The following is a 20,939-nucleotide window of genomic DNA, read 5'->3' as shown; positions in this document are numbered from 1 at the left end:
TCACAGCACTCCCATCAGCGGGCCGCCGGGCAGCGGCACCCCGAGCAGCTTGTCGAAGACGGCGTAGGTGATCAGGGACAGGACGGCCGCGATCAGCGGGTCGCGGTCGACGCGGCGGCTGCCGAGCGCGAAGGCGGCGCCCCAGAAGAGCAGGGCGCCCGCGACGGGGAAGCCGGCCGGTTCGATGAGCACGGCCGCACCCAGGAAGATCCCCGACAGCAGCAGCACGGTGCGCCAGTCGGCGGGCTCCGACAGATCGACGTCCTCCCCGCCCTCCGCCTCGCCCCGGCCGCCGCGCAGGACGTCGACGGCCAGCAGGGCGGCGATGACGAGCAGACCGGCACCGACGGCGACCGGTACCGTCCTGGGGCCGACCGGGCCGCGCTGGGCGATGTCGACGTCCATCGTCAGCGCGTCGGTCAGGACGAGCACACCGAGCGCCAGCAGCAGGGCGCACACGCCGAGTTCGGAGTGGTCGCGCAGCCAGGAGCGCCGCCCGCCCGCCCTGTCCGGCGCGCGGTCCGTCTCTGTCGTCACAGTCCCAGCTCCTTCAGTACCGACACCACGCGCTTGTCCTGGGCGTCCAGGAACGCGCCGAACCTCTCCCCGGCCAGGAAGGCGTCGTCCCAGCCGTTCTTCTCCAGGGACCGCCGCCACTCGGGCGAGTCGTGCAACTCCTCGGCCAGGCGGATCAGCTTTCCCCGCTCGGCGTCGGACAGACCGGGCGGGGCGACGATGCCGCGCCAGTTGGTGAACTCCACGTCGTAGCCGGACTCCTTGAGCGTGGGCGCGTCCTTCAGCCCGGTCACCCGCTCGGGACCGGTGACCGCCAGGACCCGCAGCTCACCGGCCTTGATCTGGTCCAGGTACTCGCCGACTCCGGAGACGCCGAAGGCGACCTTGCCGCCGAGGATCGAGGCGAGCAGCTCGCCGCCGCCGTCGAAGGGGATGTAGTTGACCGCCTTGGGGGAGATGCCGGCGGCCCGCGCCATCAGCATCGGCGCCAGATGGTCCGGCCCGCCCGGGGAGGAGCCCCCGCCCACCGGCAGCTTGCCGGGGTCTTTCCGCCAGGCGCCGATCAGCTCGTCGATCGTCCGGTACGGGGAGTCCTTGCCGACGACCACGACGTCCTGCTCCTCGGTGAGCCGGGCGATGGGGGTGGTGTCGGCGAGTGTCCTCGGCGCGTGGTTGGATCGGACGGCGCCGACGACGCCGAGCCCCATCGACATCGCCAGCCTGCCGTTGCCGTGCTCGCTGACCAGCCGGCTCAGGCCGACGGTGCCGCCGGCCCCGGGCAGGTTGAACACCTCGACGTTGTGCGTGAGTCCGGCGTCCTCGGCGTTCTTCGCGGCCGTACGGGCCGTGATGTCGTAGCCGCCGCCGGGTGTGTTGGGGACCATGAAGCGCAGGCCCGGGATCTGTGTGCCGGTCTCGGCGCCGCCGCCGGCGGAGAGCAGCGGCGGTCCCACGAGGACGAGCACGGCGGCCCCGAGCAGGGCGAGGGGGGTGCGCAGGCGCACGAGTGCCACCACCTGTCGGTTTGGGTCTGTCGGTAAGGGAAGCCCTGTGGGGCAGGGGGATGAGGGCCATATGGTGCCCGCCCGCCCGCGGGCTGTCTGCCTTGCGGAACCAATGGAGGTTGTGGTCATTGAGGTCACGGTTGGCCGGGCGGCGCCCGGTATCCCTTTCCTTCCCCGCAGGTGGGCGCCATCATGGGCGGTCCGGCACACCGGCCGCCCGCCGTGCCGCCGGAGCGGGGGAACGACGCGGCGGTGGAAGGAGCGGAAGGAGCGGACCGATGACCAGCACGCGGGAGGGACCGGCCACGGGCGGCCAGTCCGGTACGGCCGGTGCGATCGACGTGCTCGTCGTCGACGACGACTTCATGGTGGCCCGGGTCCACCGCGCGTTCGTCGAGCGGGTCGCCCCCTTCCGCGTCGCCGGTGTCGCGGGCACCGGCGAGCAGGCCGTCGCCGCCGCCGACGAGCTCCGCCCCGATCTGGTGCTGCTCGACCTGTACCTGCCGGACGCCTTCGGCCTGGACGTCATCCCCCGGCTGCGGGCCGCCGGGCACGACTGCGACGTCATGGTGGTCAGCGCCGCCCGGGAGGCGGACGCGGTACGCGGAGCCGTCCGGCACGGCGTCGTCGACTACCTGCTCAAGCCGTTCGAGTTCGACGACCTGCGCGCCCGCCTGGAGCGCTACGCGGTCCGGCGGGGCCGGCTGCGCGACGCGGTGGTGCGCGGCCAGGCCGACGTCGACCGCGTCCTGGCCGGCGCCCCGGCCCCGGCCCCGCCGGGCCCGGCGCTGCCCAAGGGCATGAGCGCGGAGACCGCCGCCCTGGTCGAACGGGTACTGCGCGACGCCGACGGCTCCCTGTCCGCCAGCGAGTGCGCGGCCCTCACCGGCCTCTCGCGCGTCAGCGCCCGCCGCTACCTGGAGTACTTCCACACCGTCGGCGACGCCGACGTCTCGCTGCGCTACGGCGCGGCCGGCCGGCCCGAACGCCGGTACCGCTTCCGCGGCCGGCCCGAGGAGCCCGGCCCCGGCGCGGCGGCCCGCGGCACGCGCGCGCGGGCCGGGGCGTCGTGCGGCCCGGGCACGTTCGAAGGGTGAGGGCCGGGTGCGGCGCGCGCGGCCGCCCCGCGTCGCCGCCGCGGTCGTACCGGTGAACGCGCCTCCTGCTCCCGCGTCGCCGCCGCGGTCGCGCCGATGGCGCGGCCCCCGCTCTGGCGTCGCCCGGGCAGCTTCCGGCGGGCCGTGCTGATCGACTGGTGACGGCCGGGGCACGGGCGTACGGTCGAACGGTGACCGCGCGGTGGGCGCAGCCGTTCACAGCCGTTCACAGCCCTTCGCCCACCCCCTCCCGAGGGGGTGGGTCCCCTTGAGAGCGCGAACGCCATGAGCAGCAGCCCCCGATCCACCTCCGCGCCGTACACCACCGCCCGGGAAGGCGGCGGTGGCGGAAGCGGGATGGCGCTGCTGGTCATCGCCTCCTGCCAGCTGATGGTGGTCCTGGACATCACCATCGTGAACATCGCGCTGCCGGACATCCAGCGCTCGCTGGACTTCTCCACCACCGGCCTGTCGTGGGTGGTCAACGCCTACACGCTCACCTTCGGCGGACTGCTGCTGCTCGGCGGCCGGGCCGGCGACATCCTCGGCAGACGGCGCGTGTTCGTCTTCGGCGTGCTGCTCTTCGTGCTCGCCTCCCTGCTCGGCGGGTTCGCCCAGAACTCCGGCCAGCTCCTCGCCGCCCGGGCTCTCCAGGGCGTCGGCGGCGCCATCGCCTCCCCCACCGCCCTCGCCCTGGTCGGCACGACGTTCCGCGAAGGCCCCGAACGCAACCGGGCGTTCGGGGTCTTCGCCGCGGTCTCGGCGGGCGGCGGCGCGATCGGCCTGCTGGCGGGCGGCATGCTGGTGGAGTGGCTGAACTGGCGCTGGGTGCTGTTCGTCAACGTCCCCGTCGGGCTGCTGGTCGCCCTCGCCACACCCCGCTGGATCACAGAGTCCGCGCGTCATCCCGGGCACTTCGACATCACCGGCGCGCTGACCTCCACCGCCGGCATGGCGCTGCTGGTGTACGGCTTCATCAGGGCCGGGCAGGACGGCTGGCTGGAGAGCATCACGCTGGCCGCGTTCGCCGCGGCCGTCGTCATCCTCGCGGTGTTCGTCCTGACCGAGCGGCGGTCCGGGCAGCCGATCACACCGCTGCACATGTTCGCCGACCGCAACCGGGCGGGCACCTACGGCGTCATGCTGTGTCTGGCCGCCGCGATGCTGGGCCTGTTCTTCTTCCTCACGCTCTTCGTGCAGAACGTGCTGGACTTCAGCCCCTTGCGGGCCGGGCTCGCCTTCCTGCCGGTCAGCGCGGTCATCGCGATCGGTGCCGGGCTGGCCTCGCGGTTCCTGCCCCGGCTGGGCCCCAAACCCTTCATGGTCGTGGGCGGGGTCCTCGCGGCGGCGGGGCTGGCCTGGCTGACCCTGACCGACGTCCACTCCACCTACGCGGGCAGCGTCCTCGGCCCCTTGCTGGTCTTCGGCCTGGGCATGGGCATGGAGTTCGTCGCGCTCACCCTCATGGCGCTGTCCGGTGTCTCCAGCCGGGAGACCGGCGCGGCCTCCGGACTGCTCAACGTCACGCAGCAGGTCGGCGGCTCGCTCGGACTGTCCGTCCTGGTCACGGTGTTCGGCACGGCCGGCGACGCCGAGGCCCGCAGGCAGATCCCCCGCTTCCTGGCCCAGGCGTCCCCGGCCGAGCGCCTGCGGTTCCGGCGCACGGGGGAGCTGCCCGGGCGCTGGGCCGACGAGATCCTCACCGCCGGGGTGTCGGCCGCCTTCGTGACGGCGGCGATCTGCACGGTGGCCGCCGCGCTGATCGCCTTGGTGGTCATCCAGGTCCGGCCCGGCGACCTGGAACGCCTCCAGGGTGGCAGGGGCCCCGGCCCGATGTGAGGCCGGGGCGCCGCACGTCAGTCCACGGTGCAGGAGGCACCGTTGAGGGCGAACGTGGTGGGGCTGGGGTTCGCCGTCCCCCGGGAGGCCGTGAAGCCGAGGGTGACGGAGCCCGCCGCGGGGATGGACGCCGTGTACGGGGCGGAGGCGACGGTGACCTCCGCGCCTTCCTGCGTCGCCGTACCGCCCCACAGGTTGGTGACCCGCTGGCCGTCGGGGAAGGTCCAGCGCAGGGTCCAGCCGTTCACCGCCGAGGTGCCGGTGTTGCGCAGGACGATCTCGCCCTGGAAGCCGCCGGGCCACTGGCCCGTGACCTTGTAGGCGACACCGCACGTGACCGGCGGACCACCGGTGGGGGTGGTCACCGCGACCGTGCCGGACCGCTGCGAGCGGTTGCCGGCGGCGTCGCGGGCGTACACGGCGAAGGTGTACGACGTGGCCGGCGCGAGGCCGGTGACGGTGGCGGAGGTGCCGGTGGTGGCGGCCACGACGGTCTCCGCCCCGCCGCCGATCCGGACGACGTCATAGCCGGTCACGCCGCTCGCGTCGGTGGAGGCGGCCCAGGACAGGGTGACGGACGAGGAGGTCACCGCCGAGGCGGCCGGGGTTCCGGGGGCGGTCGGTGCGGTGGTGTCGCCGCCGGAGGAGGAGTAGACGGCGGCCTCCTTGGCCGTGGCGGCGATGCCGTTCGCGCCGTTGAAGAGCCGCTGCCCCCACGAGGTGAGCTGGTTCGGGTCGAAGTTGGTGACCATGTCCAGGTACTCGACCCCGCCGCCGTTGCCGCTCCAGGACCAGCCGAGGTAGCCGAGGCCGAGCTGCCGCGTCACCGACAGGATGGCGTCCTCGTCGGGGTTGCCGTCGGAGTGGTCGTGCCCGAACTCGCCCACGACGATGGGGAGCTTCGCGGCGACGAAGCGGTTGAGGTAGTCGCCGACCTCGGCCGCGGTGTCGAAGACGCCGTACATGTGGATGGAGAAGACCGTGTTGCGGTCCGGGTCGGCCGCGAACACCGAGGCGGCGTTGTCACGCATGGTGAACGCCCAGTCCTGGCCCCAGTTGGGCGCGTCCACCATGATCGTGTGGTCGAATCCGGCGTTCCGCAGCTTCTGGACGGCCGTCTTCGTCTCGGCGGTCCAGTTCGCGTAGGTGGTGTTGCCGAACGGCTCGTTGCCGATGTTGACGATGACGTAGTCCTCTTGTCCCGTCAGGGCGCTCTGCACGCTGATCCAGTAGTCGGCGGCGCGGGAGAGCGAGACGGCTCCGCTCTGCTCGCCGTAGCCGGTGGTGTCGTGCACCTCCAGGACGCAGATCAGGCGGTTGCGCTTGCACTGGCTGACGACGTTCGCCACGTCCGCGGCGTCGTTGCGGGTCCAGCGGTCACCGCTGGAGAGGACCACCCGGACGGTGTTGGCGCCCTTGGCCTTGATGTGGGCGAGGGAGCTGATCCGGTCCGGGTACCAGGTGTGGGCGTGGTTGACGCCGCGCATCACGAAGTCGTTCCCCGACGCCTCCAGCAGCCGGCCGTTCTCGACGCGGAAGCCGGTGGGCGCCGCGTGGGCCGGGGTGCCGAGGGCGAGCAGCGGAAGGAAGAGCCCCAGCACGGCGGCCGCGACGGCGGCCAGGCGGGGGACGGTGGCGGTGGGGGATCTCATGGCGGCTCCAGGGGAGTGGGAAGGGGGGCGGGGTCAGGACGTGGCGGCGCGCGCCGTGCAGCCGACGGCCGCCGACGGGGTGCCGGCCGTGCCCGACGTGGTGGCGAGGAAGCCGAAGGTGGTGCTCGCTCCCGGCGCGAGGGTGCCGTTCCAGGCCGTGTTGGCGACCGTGGCCGTGCCGTCGGCGGCCGTGGTGAGGCTGCCGTTCCAGACCTGGGTGACCCGCGCGCCGCCGGACGGCGCGACGGTGGCGGTCCAGCCGGAGACGGGCGCGGTGGAGGTGTTGGTCACCGTGACCTCGCCCTGGTAGCCGCCCTGCCAGGTGGAGACGGCCCGGAAGGCCGTGGCGCAGGCGGGCTCGCCGCCGCCCGGCTCACCCGGATCGCCGGGGTCCCCGGGGTCGCCCGGGGTGCCCGCGTCGAGCAGCGCGGCCAGGGCCGGGTACCAGCGGGCGGCGATCTTGGCGTCGCCCGAGGCGTTGGGGTGCACGCCGTCGTAGGTGTCGGCGGCCGTGCTGAAGCCGGTCCACTGGTCGACGACGGTCACCGGGGAGTTCGCGGTGCTCGTCGCCCGGGCCCAGCCGGGGATGCGCGCGTTGAGATCGACGACGCGCTGGGCGCACTGTGCGCAGTTGCCGGGGTTCATGGGGATGAGCTGGGCGACGAGGACCTTCATGTCCGGCCGGGAGGCCCGCATCTGCTCGACGAGCCTGGTGTAGGCGGCGAGGATGCGGTCCGGGGAGACGTTGCTCCAGACATCGTTCGTCCCGAAGTGCATGACAACGATGTCGGGACGCGTCGCGGCGAGCCGGGCCGGCAGCAGGTTGCGGTCGGCCACGTTGGTCACCAGCTCGCCGCCGTGGCCTTCGTTGTCGCCGTCGTGTGCCTGGCCGCAGCCCTGGGGGCCGAGCGTGCCGACGAAGTCGATGTCCGTGTACCCGGTGCTCTGGAGCCGGTTCCACAGCACCGCCCGCCAGCAGCCCGGCGAACCGGTGATCGAGTCGCCCAGCGGCATGATGCGCACCGGGTCCGCCGCCGTGGCCGCCGGTGCCGCCGCGGCGCGCGGGGCGAGCGTCCATCCGAGCGGCAGCAGCAATGTGGCCAGCAGGCCGAGAACCGGGAGGATCGGTAAGCGTGTGGGGTGGGTCCTGCGCATGGTGGTCCCTTCTCCGAAAAGGGGCTGGGAGCGCTCCCACACACATCAAGCCATCGTTGTCATTTACGCGTCAAGACTGCTGCGGCAGGAGTGTGCCCCGAAGGGCCCCGGGGGAGCCGGGGGCCGCGCCGACCGAGCGGGGCGGAACGTCGCGGGCGCGCCCCGCGGGCGCGGTTCGGCGGCGGATCAGCGGCCCGGCGCCCCCGCCCGCAGGCCGTCCATGATCAGGTCCAGCAGCCGGGTGACACGCGGCTGCCAGTCCTCGCGGGGGTCGATCTGCCACAGGCCGGCGATGGCGAGGAAGAAGTCGTCGCCGCTCACACCGGGGCGGATGACGCCGGCCTTCTCGCCCGCCCGCAGCAGGAGTTCGGCCGCCGCCACCACCGGGGTGGGCCCCGGCTTCGCGGGACTGCCCGGGGCGCTGGTGGCCTGGCGGATGGCGTCCGCCAGCCCCGCCTTGGTCATGGCGAAACGGGCCAGGCGGTCCATCCACTCGCGCAGCGCCCGCTCGGGCTCGCGGGTCGCCAGCAACTGCGCCGCGGCGTCGGCGACCTGCTGCATCTCGTACCGGTAGACCTCCAGGACGAGCGACTCGCGGTTGGGGAAGTTCCGGTAGAACGTGCCCTGCCCGACGCCCGCCTTCTTGGCGATCGCGCTCAACGGGATCTCCGCGCAGCGCGTCAGTTCGGCCAGTGCCGCCTCCAGGATGCGCTCGCGGTTGCGCTGCGCGTCCGAGCGCAGAGGAGAACTCTCCTTCGGCTGCCGCACTCGTCCTCCTCGGGGGCTCGTGGCCGAATCGCGGCCCTTGCTAAGCGGACAACTGTCCACTACGTTTCCAGTGATCGGACAACTGTCCGGTTGCGCTTCACCATACGGCGGAGACGGCCGACGCGGGGCAGCCGGTGGCCGCGGGCCGCCGGCACGCGCCCTCACCCTCTCGCCGTCTCCGCGATCCCGGCCCGGTGGCGGCCGCGTACGACCCGTCATCGTCCCGCACAGCGCCGTCCCCTGCCACCGACTCGACCCGACCCCCTTGCCCGGACCGTCCCCACCCGTTCCGGATACGGAAAGAAGGCTGATCATGGGCCCAGCCCCCGCGCCGACGCACAGCGCCATCACCCTCCAGGTCAACGGCGAGAAGTACACGCTGTCCGTCGACCACCGCACCACCCTCCTCGACGCCCTGCGCGAGCGCCTGGACCTGACCGGCACCAAGAAGGGCTGCGACCAGGGGCAGTGCGGCGCCTGCACGGTCCTGCTCGACGGACGCCGCGCGGTGTCCTGCCTGCAACTGGCGGTGGCCGCCGAAGGCCGCGAGATCACCACGATCGAGGGCCTGGCCGACGGCGAGCGGCTGCACCCGGTGCAGCAGGCGTTCCTCGACCTCGACGGCTACCAGTGCGGTTACTGCACGCCGGGCCAGATCTGCTCGGCCGTGGCGGTGATCGAGGAGCACGCGGCGGGCTGGCCCAGCGCCGCCACCGACGACGTACGGCCCGAGGCGGGACCGCCCGAGCTGACCGCCGAGGAGATACGGGAACGGATGAGCGGCAACCTGTGCCGCTGCGGCGCGTATGTGTCGATCGTCCAGGCCGTCGCCCGGGCCGCCGGCGCCGAGGAGGCGGCCGTATGAGGGAGTTCGGTTACCGCCGCGCGGCCGATGTCTCCGGCGCCGTGGCGCTGCTCGCCGCCGACCCGGAGGCGCGCTTCCTCGGCGGCGGCACCAACCTCGTCGACCTGATGAAGACGGGCGTCGAGCGCCCCGCCCGGCTCATCGACGTCCGCGACCTGCCCCTGGACCGCATCGAGCCCGCCTCGGACGGCGGCCTGCGCATCGGCGCCACCGTCACCAACAGCGACCTCGCCGCCCACCCCGAGGTCCGCCGCCGCTACCCGGCGCTCGCCCAGGCGGTGCTGGCCGGTGCCTCCGGACAGCTGCGCAACATGGCCACGGTCGGCGGCAATCTGCTCCAGCGCACCCGCTGCGGCTACTTCGCCGACGTGAGCAAACCCTGCAACAAGCGCGTCCCGGGCAGCGGCTGCCCGGCCATCGAGGGCGTGCACCACAATCACGCCATCCTCGGCTCCTCCGAGCACTGCGTCGCCGTCCACCCCTCGGACATGGGCGTCGCGCTGGCCGCCTTCGACGCCGTGGTGTCCTACGAGACCGCCGACGGGCCGGGCGCGCTGGCGCTGGCCGACTTCTACCTCCCCGTCGGCGACACCCCGCACCGGGAGACCGCCCTGCCGCCGGGCGCCCTGATCACCGGCGTCACCCTGCCGCCCGCCCCCGTCGCCGCCCGGTCCCGCTACCGCAAGGTGCGCGAGCGCGCCTCGTACGCGTTCGCCATCGGCTCGGTCGCCGCCGCGCTCGACGTCACCGACGGCGTCGTACGCGAGGTCCGCCTGGCCTTCGGCGCGGTCGCGTCGCGGCCCTGGCGGGCCCGCGCGGCCGAGCGGGCGCTGACCGGCGCCCCGGCGGACGCCGACGCCTTCGCCGCCGCGGCCGACGCCGAGCTCGCGGCGGCCCGCCCGCTGCCCGACAACGCATACAAGGTGACCCTCATGCGCAACCTCACGGTGGCCGTGCTCACCGAACTCGCCGAGGAGGCCGCCCGATGACCACCGCCCCGACCCGGCCGGCCACCACCCCGCGGGGTTCCGTCGGCACCGCGCACACCCGCGTGGAGGGCCGCGACAAGGTCACCGGCGCCGCCCGCTACGCGGCGGAGATCCCCTTCACCGGCCTGGCCCACGGCTGGCTGGTGCTCTCCACCGTCGCCCGCGGCCGGATCCGCGCGGTGGACGCCGACGCGGCGCTCGCCCTGCCGGGTGTGCTCGCCGTCCTGCACCACGGCAACGCCCCGCGCCTGACCACCGACTACGTCGGCCTGCTCGGCGTTCCCGACCCGACCGCCGCCGTCTTCCAGCACGACCGGGTGCCGCACGCCGGCTGGCCCGTGGCGCTCGTCGTCGCCGAGACGCCCGAGCAGGCCCGCGAGGCCGCCGACACCCTCGCCGTGCAGTACGACGAGGAGCCGCACGACATCGCCTTCTCCGCCGCCCGCCCCGACTCCTACCCCGCGGACGGGTATGCCCCGGCGGTGACGGAGAAGGGCGACGTGGAGGCCGGCCTCGCCGCGTCCGCCGTCGTCGTGGACGCCGAGTACACCACCCCGGAGGAGCACCACAGCCCCATGGAGCCGCACGCGGCGACCGCGCGGTGGGACGGCGGCCGGCTGGAGGTCGTCGACTCCAACCAGGGCAGCACCTGGGTGCAGAGCGAACTCGCCGCCATGTTCGCACTGGACGCGTCCGCGGTGCGGGTGGTCTCCGAGCACGTCGGCGGCGGCTTCGGCAGCAAGGGCGTGCGGGCCCACCAGGTGGCCGCCGCGATGGCCGCGAGGGAGCTCGGGCGCCCGGTCCGCGTCGTCCTGACCCGGCGCCAGATGTTCTCGCTCACCGGGTACCGCAGCCCCACCGCCCAGCGGATCCGGCTCGGCGCCGACACCGAGGGACGGCTGCGCGTACTGGAGCATCGCGCGTGGAACCAGACCTCCACCGTGTACGAGTTCGTCGAGTCCAGCGCCGGCCCGTCCCGCGTCCTGTACGACGCCGACGCCCACCGCACGTCCCAGGAGGTGGTACGGCTCGACGTGCCCTCGCCGACCTGGATGCGCGCCCCGGGCGAGGCGCCGGGCTCCTTCGCCCTGGAGTCGGCGTTCGACGAGCTCGCCGAGAAGTGCGGCGTCGACCCGATCGAGCTGCGCCTGCGCAACGAGCCCGAGGCGGGACCGGTCTCCGGGCTGCCCTTCGCCGGCCGCAACCTCGCCGCCTGCTTCCGGGAGGGCGCCCGCCGGTTCGGCTGGGCGGAGCGCGACCCCCGCCCCGGCGTGCGCCGCGACGGCCGCTGGCTGCTCGGCACCGGCACGGCCGCCGCCTCCTTCCCCGTGGGCGCCGGGGCCTCCACGGCGGCGCTGACGGCGGAGCCGGACGGCACCTTCACCGTGCGGATCGCCGCCGCCGACATCGGTACGGGCGCCCGTACCGCCCTCGCCCTGGTCGCCGCCGACGCGCTCGGGACGGCACCCGAGCGGGTCCGGGTACGCATCGGTGACAGCGCCTTCGGGCCCGCCTGGATCGCCGGCGGGTCGATGGGCACCCGCTCCTGGTCCTGGGCGGTCACGGAGGCGGCCCGGGAACTGCGTGAGCGGCTCGCCCTCAGCGGCGACATCCCGCCCGAGGGCATCACGGTGCGCTCCGACACCACCGAGGCCGTCGGCGCCCTCGCCCAGCGGGAGCGGCACTCCTTCGGCGCCCAGTTCGCCGAGGTCGCCGTCGACGTCACCACCGGCGAGGTGCGGGTGCGCCGCATGCTCGGCATCTTCGCCGCGGGCCGCATCGTCAACCCGCTCACCGCCCGCAGCCAGCTGATCGGCGGTATGACGTGGGGCATCTCCATGGCCCTGCACGAGGAGGCGGTCCGCGACCGGGCCACCGGCGGCCACTACGGCGCCGACCTCGCGGGCTACCACGTCGCCGCGCACGCCGACGTGCCGCGGATCGAGGCGGACTGGGTCGACGACACCGACCCCGACGACCCGGTCGGCATCAAGGGCATCGGCGAGGTCGGCATCGTCGGCGCGGCGGCGGCGATCGCCAACGCCGTCTGGCACGCGACCGGCGTACGCCACCGCGCCCTGCCGATCCGGCCGGACCGCGTGCTGGCGGCGGGAGCGCCGGGCGTCTGACCCCGGCCGGGACCCGGGCGACGGCCGGGGCGGGCGGCGACCTGGCCGAGGTCCGGCCCGCACCCGGCCGTACGCGTGCCCGGCGGCCGGTCCGGGCGGCGGTCCGTCCCCGCGGGGTGGTCCGCGTCGCCGACCGGTCCGTTCTCCCCGGGGCCCGTCCCGCGTCCGCCGGTCCACGCGGACCGGGCTGTCCTGGCGCGGAGGCGGTCCGCTCTCCCCGTGGTCCGTCCCGTGTCCCGGGGGCCCCGGTGCCCCGTCGCGGCGGGTAGCGCCTTGGGGTACGCCGGTGAGGCCGGCCCCCGTTTCCCCCGCTGGTGCGGCGGGCACCCGGGCCCCGGCAGACCGGCGCGCGGAGGGAGGACGCCATGAGGCTGGACGAGTTCCTCGCCGAGGTCCGCGACCGTGGCGAGTACCGCAGCCAGGAGGAGGCCGAGCAGGTCAGTTCCGCGGTCCTGTGGGTGCTCGCCTCCCGGATCAGCCCCGAGGAGGCCGCCGACCTGGCCGCACAGCTGCCCGCCCCGCTCGACGACGCCCTGCGCCTGGAACGGGGACGGCCGGAGACCTTCGGCCACGAGGAGTTCCTGCGGCGCGTGGCCCGGCAGACCGGCGCCCGGCAGGCGACCGCGGAGTGGGACGCGAGCGCCGTGCTGTCCACCGTCGCCGACGCGGTCTCCGGCGGCGAGGTCGACCATCTGCTGGCCCAGCTGCCGTCCGATTACGCGGAGTTCTTCGGCAGGCCGGAGCGGGCTTGAGCGCCCGGTGCCGGGGACGCGGACCCGGGCGTCCCGGCCTGTCGCCCGCCGTGCCGGGGGAGGCGGCCCCGGGCGGCCCTGTCCCGGCGTCCCGCTGGTCCTTTTCCCGGGCGCACCGCGTATGACCAGGGCCGCAACAGGGCACCCGGGCCCCGTCCGGCGCAGGACCGGCAGCAGGCGTTTGGCGAGGAGGCACCATGACGGACGGTGAGCGGCGATACGACGACGAGGAGGAGACCCCGCTCGCGGGTTACGCCACGCTGGCGACGACCTTCGCGGCGGGGGTGGGGCTGTTCGCCGTGGTGGCGCGCCGCCGCGGGCTGCGGCTGCCCGACGGGGTGCCGCCCTGGGACATGGCGCTCCTGGGCACGGCCACGTTCAAGGCGTCACGGCTGCTGACCAAGGACAAGGTCACGAGCTTCCTGCGGGCACCGTTCACCCGCCGCGAGCGCGACAGCGAGGGCAACGAGGTGATGGACGTCTCCCGGGGCAGCGGGATGCGCCGGGCCGTCGGCGACCTGGTGTCCTGCCCGTTCTGCACCTCCGCCTGGGTGGCGGGCGCGCTCGTGGGCACCTACGCCTCCGCCCCGCGGGCGGCCCGCCTGGTGTGCGCGGGCCTGACCGCCGTCACCATGGCGGACTGGTTGCAGTACGCCTGGAGCCTGACGGAGCAGAAGGCCGAAGGCTGAGGACGGTGCCCGGGGACGCCCGGCGGGGCGGGACCGAGGTGGCCGTCCTGGTCGGGCTCCAGGCCTCGGGGAAGTCCACCTTCTGTGAGCAGCGCCTGCGGGAGCGTTACGCGCTGGTCAGCAAGGACCGCTTCCCGCGCGGCGCCCGGGACAAGCAGGCCCGGCAGATGCGGCTGGTCGAAGCGGCGCTGGCCGACGGCCGGTCGGTGGCGGTCGACAACACCAACCCCTCTCCCGCCGAGTGGGGCCCGCTGGTGGCGGCCGGGCACACGTACGGCGCCGCCGTCGTCGCCTACTGGTTCCCGCCCGACCTCGCGGGCTCCCTGCGGCGCAACGCCGCGCGCACCGGACGGGACCGGGTCCCGGACGTCGGCGTCCGCGCCACGCTGAAACGGCTGCGCCGGCCGACCCGTGAAGACGGTTTCGACGCGGTGCTCACCGTCCGGTTCGACGGCCGCGGCGGCTTCGACGTACGGCCGGCCTCCGCTGCCGGAGGGTGAGACCCCCGGGGGCCGGGGGCCGGCGCGCCGTCCCGTGCCCGGCGCCTCAGGCCTCGCTCTCGACCGCGCGCGTCGTGGGCAGCAGCTCCCGGATGTCGGCGGGCAGCGCACCGGCCACCTTCGTCATCTCCTCGGGGGAGACGAAGGCGTCCAGCACGTTGAGCACCACCGCGGAGCGCTGGAGCGCGGCCTCCTCGGTGATACCGGCCCGCCAGGCCACCCGGCCGGCGAACGCGGTGAGCCCGAAGCGCTCCCCGGTGCCCCGCGTGTGCCCGCTCTCCTCGGCCGGCGCCCCCGCCGGGGGCACGGACCCGGCCAGCTCGTGCGGCAGCTGGGCCGCCAGATGCTCGGCCAGCCCCTCGGGGAGACGCTCGGCCAGGGTGCGCAGTACGGCGGACACCGTCCGTTCGGCCTCGTCCCGGCTGACGGCCCGGCTCTGCTCCTGAACGGTTCGCACCAGATCGTCGTACCTCATCGGCGCCCACTCCCACGTCTCGGGCCACTAGGGTGCTTGCGCACGACGAGTGTCCGGTACGGAGAGGGTGACACCGATGCCGGTGGCCAGGACGGTGAGGACCGTCAGGACCGCTGGGCGCGCTCCGCGTGCAGCTTCTTGACGCGCGCCGCCTCCTTGCGGACCTCCGCCTGGAGTGCCTGCTCGCGCTCCAGCCACTCGGGACGCTCTTGCTTCAGCGCCTCGATCCGCTCGGTGGTGAGGGGCTCGGTGATCCCGCCCCGGTGCAGCCCGGCGATGGAGACGCCCAGCTTCGCGGCCACCACCGGCCGGGGGTGCGGGCCGGTGCGGCGCAGCTCCCGCAGCCACTCGGGCGGGTCGGCCTGGAGCGCGTTCAGCTCGGCGCGCGAGACGACACCCTCCCGGAACTCTGCGGGTGTGGCCTCGAGGTACACACCCAGCTTCTTCGCCGCGGTCGCGGGCTTCATCGTCTGGGTGCTCTGGTGCTGGGTCATGGCATCCAGGGTATCGAGCATGTGCGCGACCGATGACCACGCCCGGTAACCTGGCCAGGTGACAGCCTCGGAAGAATCCGCCTCGTTCCGGCTCGCGTACGTCCCGGGCGTGATGCCCGACAAGTGGGTGCGCGTCTGGCACGAGCGGCTGCCCGGCGTCCCGCTGTCCCTGACCCAGGTCGCCGCCGCCGAGGCCGGCGGCGTGCTGCTGGACGGCGAGGCCGACGCGGGCCTGGTACGGCTGCCCGTCGACCGGACGGTGCTCAGCGCGATCCCGCTCTACACCGAGACGACGGTGGTCGTGGTCCCCAAGGACCACCTCGTCACGGCGGCCGACGAGGTGACGGTCGCGGACCTGGCCGACGAGATCGTGCTGCACCCCCTCGACGACGTGCTCGGCTGGGAGCGCCTGCCGGGCCGGCCCGCCTTCGAGCGCCCCGCCACCACGGCGGACGCCGTCGAGCTGGTCGCGGCGGGGATCGGCGTGCTCGTGGTCCCGCTGTCGCTGGCCCGGCTGCACCACCGCAAGGACCTCACCCACCGGCCGCTCACCGACGCCCCCGCGTCGAGCGTCGCGCTGTCCTGGCCGCAGGAGGCCACCACCGACCTGGTGGAGGACTTCATCGGCATCGTCCGCGGCCGGACCGCCAACAGCACCCGGGGCCGCAGGCCGGCCCCGGAGCGGGAGGACGCGAAGCGCGCCGGCGCGAGCGGCGCCGGTCGCAAGCCCACGGCGGGGAACCAGGCCGGAGGCAAGTCCAGGGGCGGCGCGTCGGCCGGCGGCAGGACGGGCGGAAACAGGTCGGCCGCCGGCAAGCCGGCCGGCCGGAACCCGCGCCGGGGTTCCGGCGGCACCGCCAAGGGCGGCGGCCGGCGCGGCGGCCGCCGGTCCTGAGTTCAATTCGGGCCGCGTCAGGCGGCCGGGTGTTCACCCCTCACGGGACGTACGTGGACCTGCGCGCCGTCTCCACCACCCGGCCGCCCTCGGCCCGCCCGAGCAGGCCGGCGGTGCAGTCGTCCACCGCCGACGGGACCCGGGCCAGCGGCGCCGCCTTGCCGACCAACGGCGCCCCGGCCCGGATGTCGTCCAGCAGCGTGGTGCCGTCGGGCCGCGCCGAGTCGGCGGCCCTGGAGTCGGGTGCCGTCGAAGACCGCCCGGGGGTTCGGCCCGTGGCAGTAGGCGTGCGTCGGCTTCTCGGTCTCCTCGAAGAACGGCGCCGGCTCGACGCCGTCCAGCGCGTGGTGGGAAAGCGCGAACGGCCGTACGGCCCAGATCGTCGGGAATCAGCCTGGCCGCAGCTGTGTGGCGTGGGGCGTCAACGGGCTGGACGGTGAAGCCGGAAAGGCCCGACGAGTGTGTCGCCGAGCCTTTCGTATGCGGGTCACCTCGGTGGTGCGAGGCAGATGGCGCGCGTGGTGGAGCAGCCGTCGGTGTGCCGGGGCGTCACAACGCGTCGTGGTCCTGCGCGGAGTCCATGCCGGCTTCCAGGTCAACCGCGTACACGGGCCGTTCCTCGATGCCCAGGGTCCGCATCAGAGGGGTGGTCGGAACCCTGAAGCGGCCTCCCACCCGCAGCACCGGGCAGGGAAAGGCCCCTCGATGGATCAGCCGATAGGCGGTCTGCGTGCAGATCCCCAGTGCTCGGGCCGCCGTGCGGAGATCGACTGCCACAGGCAGGTCGAACACCTCGGTGAAGGTGAGAGGGTCACGCCGCGGAGAGGGGCCGCTCATCGGTGCCCCCTGCGCGGGGTCAGCGACAGGGTTCCCACGCGGCGCCTACCGCCTCTGCGGCGGGCCAGGCGGACCACGTCGTGGAGGTCCAGGCGCTTGGCGAGTACTCCGAGTCGCTCCCCTTCCAGCTGTGCCGAGGAGGTCGTGAACCGGAGCGGAGCGCGCAGCTCCGTCGGCCCGGGTGGTGGCACGACCTCCAACGCGTACTCGACAAAGTCGTACGCGTCGGCCTCTTCACCGACACCGGTTCCCGGGTGGCCGCGCCGTGTCGCGATGGCCTCGATGTGCGCGGAGGGGATGGTTCGCCTTTCGGAGCGCGCGTACCGCCACGCACTGGCGCGTGCGGCGTGGATCAATTGCTCGGCAGCGTCCGGAAGATCCGGGCCGACGGCCGGCAGCTTGTCCAGAAGGGCGAGGACCATCTCGGACTCGAGGTCCGTACGGCCGGCGCCCAGCCGTACGGTGATCCGGTGCACGGTGCCCGTGAGGCGGGGCAGGAGGAGCCACATCAGCAGGAGCTGCCACGGGCCGTGCGCGGCTTCCTCGTTCTGTGCGGCTCGGATGGCGTCCCGCCAGATGGGGGCGGCGTGTGCCGGGTTTGCCCCGTCGCCGTGCAGCATTCTGTGCAATTCGGCCGGAGAGAGCGACAGCGGCCCCTCCTCTGACCGAAGGGTGACGGGGAGCGTCATGTGCTCCGTGGCTCGGGGATCGGCGAAGTATGCCACAACGGCAGCGAAGACTCCGCCGGAAACTACCAGTGCCAAGGACTTTCCCTTCTCGGACGTATGGACGTGCCAGCATCAAAGGCGGCAGTGGGGAGGAGTGCGGGCCGCGAGACCCGACTTGACAGGGACATAGGGGATTGAAACGGGCACACGCCTCTTCCGCCTCAGATTTGCACGGGGGCATGCGCGAGCGGCCGTGTTGTGGCGGACATTGCGGCGGCGGTCGTATGAGTGGGCGCCGAGGCCGAGAGGGTGCCCGCCCGAGGGCGGGCACCCGGAGCCGGCGGACGATGCCGGTGTGGCGCTTCCTAGGAGGACTCGGATTCGGTCTCGGTGTCGGCAGGGGTGGCGGCCGGCGGCGTCTCGAGGATCGTCTCCGGCCGCACCTGGCGTTTCGACGTCTTGCCCCCGCGGATCGAGGAGGACCGCTTCCGGCCTCCTCGGCGGTTGCTGCGTCGCTGGTTCATCGGTCTTCTCCTTCGTGCTTTCTCTCGGCCCGCGGATTCGTCGCGGGTTTGAACGGGCGGTTGGTCCGGCTCCCTTCGGCGGGAGCAGCCGTGGCCCGGCGCCGTTGGTGCGCGGCTCCGGCGAGCGGCTGGTGGCGATGGTGCCGTGAACCCCGGGTCCCGCGCTCACCGTGATCTGAGGGAAATCTGAGGGCGATCTGAGGCGCTCGGAAGCACTCGGGTGTGGGAACGCCCCTGCCGGCACACGGATTCAGGAGCGGTATGCGGGGTGGCGGTCGACGGCCGCCACGGGATGCGAGGGAGAGGTCGTGGAGGGGTATGTACTCGGTCCGGTCCAAGCCATCGTCCCTGATGGACGAGGTGTGAAGGGCACATCCAAACTGGCCTGCCTGTTCGCTCTGTTCGTCGTCTCGCCCGGGCATCGGGTCCGCCGGGACGACATCGCTCACTACCTCTGGCCGGACGGCGGGGCCAACGCGGGTCTCATCAGCCGTCACCTGTCAGACCTGCGCAAGAGCGTCGACGTACGGGTGGGCTCGGCGGGGACGGGCGTATGTTCGATGGAACTGCCCCGGGCGTCCGTCGATTACCTCCGGTTCCACGAACTGGTGAAGCAGGCGCAGACATCCCGGGGCATGGGTGCGCTCACGCGCTTCGAGGTCTTGCGTGAGGCTCTGAAGCAGTGGACGCACGAAGAACCTCTCCTCGGGCTGCCAGGGAAGGGTTTCGACCTCTTGCGGTCCGAGCTGCGTCAAGAGTGGTGCGCGGCGCTGATCGACTGCCTGAGAGCCGCCTGGGAGGCCGAGGAGATCGAATGGATACTCAAGGAAACCGAGGAATTCTTGAAGCGATTCCCAGGAAATCAGAATGAGAAGGTATTCTTCTACAGGCTGCTGGCCACGGCGTCCAGGTCTTCGTCAGAAGCGAAGAAACTGATCACGGAACGCAAGAGGACTGTGGGAAAGCCGGTGGATCCGGCGCTGGCTCAGCTTTTCCGGGAGGTCACCCGGAACACTTTCAAACCCCGCGGGATATCCCCGTCGCGGCCGGAACACCCGATCCCCCGGCAGCTTCCCTACGCCGAACGCGACATCGTCGGCCGATCCGGTGAGCTGGCTTCGCTGCGGCAGTTCCTGTCGCAGCGAAAAGCCGAGGGCAGGGGAGCGGTGATCCTGCTGACCGGTATGGCGGGCGTGGGCAAGAGCGCCCTGGCGAACCATCTGTGCCGGATGGTGGAGGCGGACTTCCCCGAGGGGACGCTGTACGCGAATCTGACCGGGTTCGCAGGTGAGGGAACCTCTCCGGCCGAACCCGGGCGTGTTCTCGGCCGGTTCCTCTCCGATCTCGGGGTGCGGGCCGACACCGCCGACATCGACGCCATGAGCGGCGCGTTCAGGTCCCGGCTGGCCACCCGCTCTGTCGTCATGGTCCTGGACGACGCCGCCCACGCCGGCCAGGTGCTTCCGCTCCTGCCGGGCACCGGGTCCTCCGTCGCGATCATCACCAGCCGGAACCAGCTGCCGGACCTCAGCGCCCACAAGGACGTGCGGGTCTTCCGCATCGAGCCGTTGGACCGGGAGTCGGCGGCCGAGGTTCTGTCCACGCAGATGACTCCAGACACGAGGAGGAGGTGCGGCCCCTCCGTCGACAAGCTGGCGGAACTGTGCGGCCGGTTGCCCCTGGCGCTCGCCGTGATCGCCGGGCAGATCCGCGGCCGGCCGGCCCAAGGTGTCGCCGAGCTGGTCGTACGCCTGAGTCAGGAGCATCAGCGGCTGAAAGAGCTGCGCGGGCCCGATGATTCCCTCTCTGTGCGCCTGGCTCTGGACTGCTCCGTCGCGACGCTGTCGGCGCAGGCCGGTTGCCTGTTGCGGCAGCTGGCGCTCCATCCCGGCCCCAGCATCGACTGGGCCGCGACGATGGACCTGGGCAGCGTCGGAGTGGGAGGCGACACCGAGCGGGCCGTGACCGAGCTGGTCGACGCGAACCTCCTGGAGCTCGCCGCGGACCGCTACCGCCTGCACGACCTCGTGCGTGCCTACGCCCGCCATGACATGGCACCCGGTGCGGACGATCCGGACGGCCAGCTCGAAGAGCGGACGATCCGCCAGATTCTGGAACACCAGCTGCAGAACCTGGCGGCCTGCGACCGGGTGATCGATCCACAGCGGAGCCTGCCCATCGAAGAGCCGCGTGGACTGCGGGTCGTCGACCCGGTCACAGAGGAGGCGGCGATGGCCTACCTCGACGCCGAGTACGAGGCGCTTCTGCAGGGCATCGATCTGGCCCTGCGCGGCGGTCATCGGCGCTATGTCTGGCTGCTTTCCATGGCCTTGGTCTCGTACCAGTGGAGACGCAACCGTCATGCGGAGGCCGAGCGCCAGCTGCGGAACGCCGAGGAGGCGTCACGCGGCCTCGCCTCTCCCGCCGACCGGGCCATGGTGTACAGGATGCTGGCGGGCAGCCAGATCAGGGCCGGGCACCTCGAACTCGGTCTGGGCAACGCCGACATCGCTGTCCGGCTCAGCAGGCAGCAAGCGGACGCGGCAGGCCGGTTGAGCCTGGCCTTCTCCCTCCACTTGCGTGCCGTGGGCCACGAACGACGAGTAGACCTCCAGGCCGCGGAAGAAGGCCACAGGAGCGCGCTGGAGCTGTTCGACGACCTCGGGAACGTGGCGGGGGCGGCCGCCGCACTCAACGGCATCGGCACGGTGCACCACGCGCGTGGCGCGTTCGACGAAGCGCTGCGGACGTGTGGCGAGGCGCTGCGGATCTTCGAGACCGTCGATGACGCCAACGGCCGGGCGAACGTGATAACCACCCTCGCGGAGATTCATCTGTCGCGCCTTGAGCGGGACGAGGCGCTGCGCCTGTACGAGCGTGCCGTCGCGATCTACCGGGAGCTGAGCTACTGGCCGAACGAGGCCAAGATCCTCGGCCGGTACGCCGATGCGCTGTTGTCCGCCGGAAACGTCGAAAGGGCCGTGAAGGCGCTGGAACGCGTCGCGGTGCTGTGTGAGTTCATGGGGGACGAGCGGGGTCTGCGGCGGGTGATGGATCGGCTGGAAGGCATGAGGTGACCGGCACCGCCGGC

At 73.3% G+C, this 20,939-nt stretch carries 21 protein-coding genes; 10 read left to right on the top strand and 11 right to left on the bottom strand.

Translation table 11 applies throughout. From position 1 onward, the window contains the following. Positions 1 to 537, bottom strand: coding sequence for a tripartite tricarboxylate transporter TctB family protein (locus AB0L74_RS14175; protein WP_365650337.1), 537 nt, complete (start codon positions 535 to 537; stop codon positions 1 to 3). Beyond that, a complete protein-coding gene (locus AB0L74_RS14170; protein WP_365650668.1) occupies positions 534 to 1,520 on the bottom strand; it encodes a tripartite tricarboxylate transporter substrate binding protein in 987 nt (328 codons plus the stop codon). The genes AB0L74_RS14175 and AB0L74_RS14170 overlap by 4 nt, the downstream gene beginning before the upstream one ends. 278 nt (positions 1,521 to 1,798) lie before the next feature. Between AB0L74_RS14170 and AB0L74_RS14165 the strand changes: the two genes are divergently transcribed. After that, a complete protein-coding gene (locus AB0L74_RS14165; protein WP_365650334.1) occupies positions 1,799 to 2,617 on the top strand; it encodes a response regulator in 819 nt (272 codons plus the stop codon). Between the two features lie 285 nt (positions 2,618 to 2,902). Continuing rightward, positions 2,903 to 4,456, top strand: a complete 1,554-nt coding sequence (locus tag AB0L74_RS14160; protein ID WP_365650331.1) for an MFS transporter — start codon at positions 2,903 to 2,905, stop codon at positions 4,454 to 4,456. 17 nt (positions 4,457 to 4,473) lie between these two features. Here AB0L74_RS14160 and AB0L74_RS14155 read toward each other — a convergent pair whose 3' ends face one another. The 3 genes from AB0L74_RS14155 to AB0L74_RS14145 all read right to left on the bottom strand — a co-directional run bounded on the left by AB0L74_RS14155 (position 4,474) and on the right by AB0L74_RS14145 (position 8,031). Beyond that, positions 4,474 to 6,108 carry a cellulase family glycosylhydrolase gene (locus tag AB0L74_RS14155; RefSeq protein ID WP_365650328.1) on the bottom strand — a complete coding sequence of 545 codons (1,635 nt, stop codon included), beginning with the start codon at positions 6,106 to 6,108 and terminating at the stop codon, positions 4,474 to 4,476. Positions 6,109 to 6,141: 33 nt separating this feature from the next. Continuing rightward, complete coding sequence (locus AB0L74_RS14150; protein ID WP_365650325.1) at positions 6,142 to 7,263, bottom strand: GDSL-type esterase/lipase family protein; 1,122 nt, start codon at positions 7,261 to 7,263, stop codon at positions 6,142 to 6,144. A 186-nt stretch (positions 7,264 to 7,449) separates the two neighbouring features. Further along, entirely contained in the window at positions 7,450 to 8,031 is a 582-nt protein-coding gene (locus AB0L74_RS14145; RefSeq protein WP_365650322.1) for a TetR/AcrR family transcriptional regulator, read from the bottom strand. Positions 8,032 to 8,344: 313 nt separating this feature from the next. Here AB0L74_RS14145 and AB0L74_RS14140 point away from each other — a divergent pair, with 313 nt between their 5' ends. The 6 genes from AB0L74_RS14140 to AB0L74_RS14115 all read left to right on the top strand — a co-directional run bounded on the left by AB0L74_RS14140 (position 8,345) and on the right by AB0L74_RS14115 (position 13,955). Next, on the top strand, positions 8,345 to 8,896 hold the full coding sequence (locus tag AB0L74_RS14140) for a 2Fe-2S iron-sulfur cluster-binding protein (RefSeq protein WP_029383974.1): 552 nt from the start codon (positions 8,345 to 8,347) through the stop codon (positions 8,894 to 8,896). Beyond that, entirely contained in the window at positions 8,893 to 9,885 is a 993-nt protein-coding gene (locus tag AB0L74_RS14135; RefSeq protein WP_365650318.1) for a xanthine dehydrogenase family protein subunit M, read from the top strand. Before AB0L74_RS14140 ends, AB0L74_RS14135 begins: the two co-directional genes overlap by 4 nt. Continuing rightward, the gene (locus tag AB0L74_RS14130) at positions 9,882 to 12,014 is read left to right on the top strand and encodes a xanthine dehydrogenase family protein molybdopterin-binding subunit (RefSeq protein WP_365650315.1); all 2,133 of its coding nucleotides are present in this window, start codon (positions 9,882 to 9,884) and stop codon (positions 12,012 to 12,014) included. The genes AB0L74_RS14135 and AB0L74_RS14130 overlap by 4 nt, the downstream gene beginning before the upstream one ends. 365 nt (positions 12,015 to 12,379) lie before the next feature. Next, the gene (locus tag AB0L74_RS14125; RefSeq protein WP_365650312.1) at positions 12,380 to 12,766 is read left to right on the top strand and encodes a DUF2267 domain-containing protein; all 387 of its coding nucleotides are present in this window, start codon (positions 12,380 to 12,382) and stop codon (positions 12,764 to 12,766) included. Between the two features lie 197 nt (positions 12,767 to 12,963). Next, on the top strand, positions 12,964 to 13,455 hold the full coding sequence (locus AB0L74_RS14120; protein WP_365650310.1) for a DUF1360 domain-containing protein: 492 nt from the start codon (positions 12,964 to 12,966) through the stop codon (positions 13,453 to 13,455). A 5-nt stretch (positions 13,456 to 13,460) separates the two neighbouring features. Then, entirely contained in the window at positions 13,461 to 13,955 is a 495-nt protein-coding gene (locus AB0L74_RS14115) for an ATP-binding protein (protein WP_365650307.1), read from the top strand. A gap of 46 nt (positions 13,956 to 14,001) precedes the next feature. Here the strand turns inward: AB0L74_RS14115 and AB0L74_RS14110 are convergent, their stop codons facing one another. Then, positions 14,002 to 14,430 (bottom strand): DUF2267 domain-containing protein, encoded by a 429-nt coding sequence (locus AB0L74_RS14110; protein WP_365650304.1) that lies wholly within the window; start codon positions 14,428 to 14,430, stop codon positions 14,002 to 14,004. A 104-nt stretch (positions 14,431 to 14,534) separates the two neighbouring features. Continuing rightward, the gene (locus tag AB0L74_RS14105) at positions 14,535 to 14,924 is read right to left on the bottom strand and encodes a DUF5997 family protein (RefSeq protein WP_365650301.1); all 390 of its coding nucleotides are present in this window, start codon (positions 14,922 to 14,924) and stop codon (positions 14,535 to 14,537) included. A 58-nt stretch (positions 14,925 to 14,982) separates the two neighbouring features. Here AB0L74_RS14105 and AB0L74_RS14100 point away from each other — a divergent pair, with 58 nt between their 5' ends. Further along, on the top strand, positions 14,983 to 15,819 hold the full coding sequence (locus AB0L74_RS14100; protein WP_365650299.1) for a LysR family substrate-binding domain-containing protein: 837 nt from the start codon (positions 14,983 to 14,985) through the stop codon (positions 15,817 to 15,819). A gap of 40 nt (positions 15,820 to 15,859) precedes the next feature. Here the strand turns inward: AB0L74_RS14100 and AB0L74_RS14095 are convergent, their stop codons facing one another. From AB0L74_RS14095 to AB0L74_RS14080, 4 genes are all read right to left on the bottom strand, one after another. Continuing rightward, positions 15,860 to 15,988, bottom strand: coding sequence for a hypothetical protein (locus AB0L74_RS14095; RefSeq protein WP_365650296.1), 129 nt, complete (start codon positions 15,986 to 15,988; stop codon positions 15,860 to 15,862). 380 nt (positions 15,989 to 16,368) lie between these two features. After that, positions 16,369 to 16,656, bottom strand: a complete 288-nt coding sequence (locus AB0L74_RS14090) for a helix-turn-helix domain-containing protein (RefSeq protein WP_365650293.1) — start codon at positions 16,654 to 16,656, stop codon at positions 16,369 to 16,371. Next, the gene (locus AB0L74_RS14085; protein ID WP_365650290.1) at positions 16,653 to 17,276 is read right to left on the bottom strand and encodes a hypothetical protein; all 624 of its coding nucleotides are present in this window, start codon (positions 17,274 to 17,276) and stop codon (positions 16,653 to 16,655) included. Before AB0L74_RS14085 ends, AB0L74_RS14090 begins: the two co-directional genes overlap by 4 nt. A gap of 413 nt (positions 17,277 to 17,689) precedes the next feature. Continuing rightward, positions 17,690 to 17,848: a hypothetical protein gene (locus AB0L74_RS14080; RefSeq protein ID WP_365650288.1), complete on the bottom strand. Its 159-nt coding sequence runs from the start codon at positions 17,846 to 17,848 to the stop codon at positions 17,690 to 17,692. A 362-nt stretch (positions 17,849 to 18,210) separates the two neighbouring features. On the opposite strand from AB0L74_RS14080, the gene AB0L74_RS14075 reads away from it, so the two are divergent. Continuing rightward, positions 18,211 to 20,925, top strand: coding sequence for a tetratricopeptide repeat protein (locus tag AB0L74_RS14075; RefSeq protein WP_365650285.1), 2,715 nt, complete (start codon positions 18,211 to 18,213; stop codon positions 20,923 to 20,925). The last annotated feature ends 14 nt before the right edge of the window (positions 20,926 to 20,939 follow it).

Origin of the sequence: Streptomyces sp. NPDC052020 (genome assembly GCF_040680575.1) — a bacterium.
GTDB lineage: Bacteria > Actinomycetota > Actinomycetes > Streptomycetales > Streptomycetaceae > Streptomyces.
This window is presented reverse-complemented; position numbering and strand designations above follow the sequence as displayed.